This is a genomic window from Lysobacter yangpyeongensis, from assembly GCF_042655745.1.
Taxonomy (GTDB): Bacteria; Pseudomonadota; Gammaproteobacteria; order Xanthomonadales; family Xanthomonadaceae; genus Agrilutibacter; species Agrilutibacter yangpyeongensis.
This window is the reverse complement of the sequence record NZ_JBHSNM010000021.1, coordinates 1-2,838: the sequence shown is the minus strand read 5'-3', so window position 1 is coordinate 2,838 and position 2,838 is coordinate 1. Positions and strand designations below refer to the sequence as shown.

Below are 2,838 nucleotides of genomic sequence, written 5' to 3'. Positions count from 1 at the left end.
TGCCAAGCCACTCAAGCCGCGGAACAAGACCGGGTGCACGATAGGTTTGAACAACCTCTATCCCACCGCGCATAACGCCTGAATTAAGCCGAGCCGCGAAGCGGCTTCGGCTTGAATGAATTGTTAGCCCTCGGCGGGCTGTGAAATAAACGGGTGGAGGCTGGACGCTGCAACGACAAGCTCTACAACGACAGATTCTGAGACGTCAGGATCGCCAAACTCAAGCCTGACTCCGTCCGTGTAGCCCTGTTGATTGGTTAAGAGCCATGCCCAGCGCAGCCGTTTGCCTATGCACCGGCTCCAAGCGAAGGGCGCGGAAGCGTGAGCGGGTGTGGGTTGAAGTAGCGGCGCAGAAGTAACCGAAATTTCGTCGTCATCGGCCACCGACAGAGTGACAGTGAGCTCTTTGAATCTCAGCTCAAAAGCGCCGATGAGTGTGGACCCTGGCACAAGCGGAGCCACACGCACGCCAACTAGCGGGCCGCCGCGATCGCATGCTGTTTTGAGTGCGGTGAACATTGATCCGAGGGCTAACGCCTGAATTAAGCCGAGCCGCGAAGCGGCTTCGGCTTGAATGAATTGTTAGACCTGTGCTTCCGTAAAGGTGATGCCACGAGCTTTTCCGGCTGACTCCAAAGCGGACGTGACGGCCTGAGCAAATGCAAATATTGTCCATGCGATCTCTGAGAACTCTCGCTCATCAAAAGTAATCCGATCGCCCAACTGGAACTCTTTTGTTCTCCGAACTAGGCGCGTTATCACCGTGCCGCCCTTTTCAAGGTACATGGGTGGCTCAAATGGTATCTCCACGCCCTCAACCTCGACGGCAGTATCGAGGCCTAGCCATTTAACAATGAGCATATTCTCGTGAGTTTTGTCCCGCTCTCCGACAATTCCGGATCTATGGCCAAGACAATTGCGAGCCGCGTTGATTGACTTTATCTCTTCAATCTTTTCATCAGGGATGGAGAAGTCGGGCTGTGCAAGAAGCCATTCAAGTTTGTCCGAGAGGGAGAGGCGATGAAATCGGGAAATGTCCCTATCTCGTGCGGCAAGTGCTGCTGCATTGAGAGTCTCGCCGGCAGTTTGCCTATCGATCAGTGCATAAAAAGTCAGAACTTGATGTGCCTCTTCAAGGACAACGGAAATTAGCTCCGCAATGTCGCGGAATCCGTTCTTGAGGATCCAATGCCTCCAAGCCAAATTCTCCTCTTCTCGGCTCCAGCTCAACCCAGAATTGAACTGAATAGAGAATGGCGCTATTTCCGCCGTCTGCGTATCTGAGCCCTTGCTCAGGGCAAGCGATACGAAACGCGACGCCTCTTCCAGGGATCTATTGATCCGCCCAAGGAGCGCCGCCAAATTGAGATTCACTGATAGTTGGTGCACAGGTCTAACGCCTGAATTAAGCCGAGCCGCGAAGCGGCTTCGGCTTGAATGAATTGTTAGAGGACGCTACTTGGCTGGCGGCGTGCACTCATTTGGATTGTGAGCTTCGAGATCCTCGGGTGGTCTGCCCGTAGAGGTGTCGACTACTTCAATTCGACAGAACTCTCCGGGGAGGTCGACGTGGCGATAGCTGTAGGTTCGGCCAGTCTGTGGGACGAAGCTCATGAAGTAGACACAAGAGCTTGAGAGGTAGTTGGTACCGCCCGGCGCCGCAGTGATGCCAGTCTGCCGCCAATGGCTTGACAAGATGAATGCTTGTTTGTTTGAAGCGAGCCTAACCGGCTCGGTTTTTCTGCCGCCATTGAACCAAGCCATCGTTGCGCCCTGGGTTGTGCATGACGAATTGTCATACAGCTTGAATATCTCGAAACCCATAGCTCTCGACTGGAATTTCACAAGGGCCACAGGCTGCTCAGGCGGCGGCGCTTGATAAGTCTTCAGACTGCAGCCGGAAAGTGCGACAGATACAACTAACACCAACTTCCACATGCGAAATGCCCCCCCTAGTCCTCTAACGCCTGAATTAAGCCGAGCCGCGAAGCGGCTTCGGCTTGAATGAATTGTTATGCAGCCAGGAGAACCGGAGAACTTGGCTGCTGAAGAGATCTTAGCTCAGGACAATCGGTGCCCGAGAATCACCCCATGGAGCCGGGAAAGGAATCGGGCGAGCTTTGACCGGCCGAAGGCGAGGGCGCTGCTGCGGCTACCGAGGACACTGCAGGTGCGTAGCGCCGGCGAGTTGCCGGAAGACGCGATGCCTTGGCGCAGATGCCAAGCCACTCAAGCCGCGGAACAAGACCGGGTGCACGATAGGTTTGAACAACCTCTATCCCACCGCGCATAACGCCTGAATTAACCGGAGCCGCGAAGCGGCTTCCGGTTGAATGAATTGTTAGGCCTCGTCACGCGGAAGGCCGACTGCAACAAGCTTAAGCCGAATGACAGCTTCATCGGGACCAAAGCGACCGGCCTTACCGTAGCTACCTTTATCAGGGTCGTGGTCCGAGCAGACATTGGCCAGAACGGTCTCTGCCAAGTCTCGGTGTGGCGCAATGCGGTCCGCAAGCTTGTCCAACACGGCTTGGCCGTCGGGATCAGACTCATGACCGTCCAGTGCGTACGCCCAATAAAAGTTGTCATACGCCGCGCAGAAATCCCAAAATGACAAGCGTCCGGCAGCGCACAGCCGCACCAGCTCATCGTGATGATCCAAGGCGGCGATCAGCTCTGACTCTAACGGGGGCATGTCCATCCAGTTTAGAGGCCTAACGCCTGAATTAAGCCGAGCCGCGAAGCGGCTTCGGCTTGAATGAATTGTTAGGCCAGCAGCCCATGAAGTGGCACCTCTAGTGAAGCATTACCGTGGGCTCTTGGCCTGCTGCTGTTGAG

Annotated in this window: 3 protein-coding genes; all 3 read right to left on the bottom strand. The window is 55.3% G+C overall.

Annotation, left to right across the window (positions count from 1 at the left end):
- Positions 1-123: 123 nt before the first annotated feature.
- The 3 genes from ACFPN1_RS16225 to ACFPN1_RS16215 all read right to left on the bottom strand — a co-directional run bounded on the left by ACFPN1_RS16225 (position 124) and on the right by ACFPN1_RS16215 (position 2,701).
- Entirely contained in the window at positions 124-519 is a 396-nt protein-coding gene (locus tag ACFPN1_RS16225; protein ID WP_386756262.1) for a DUF6334 family protein, read from the bottom strand.
- 63 nt (positions 520-582) lie between these two features.
- The gene (locus ACFPN1_RS16220) at positions 583-1,374 is read right to left on the bottom strand and encodes a hypothetical protein (RefSeq protein WP_386756261.1); all 792 of its coding nucleotides are present in this window, start codon (positions 1,372-1,374) and stop codon (positions 583-585) included.
- 967 nt (positions 1,375-2,341) lie between these two features.
- Positions 2,342-2,701 (bottom strand): hypothetical protein, encoded by a 360-nt coding sequence (locus tag ACFPN1_RS16215; RefSeq protein WP_386756260.1) that lies wholly within the window; start codon positions 2,699-2,701, stop codon positions 2,342-2,344.
- Between the last annotated feature and the right edge of the window lie 137 nt (positions 2,702-2,838).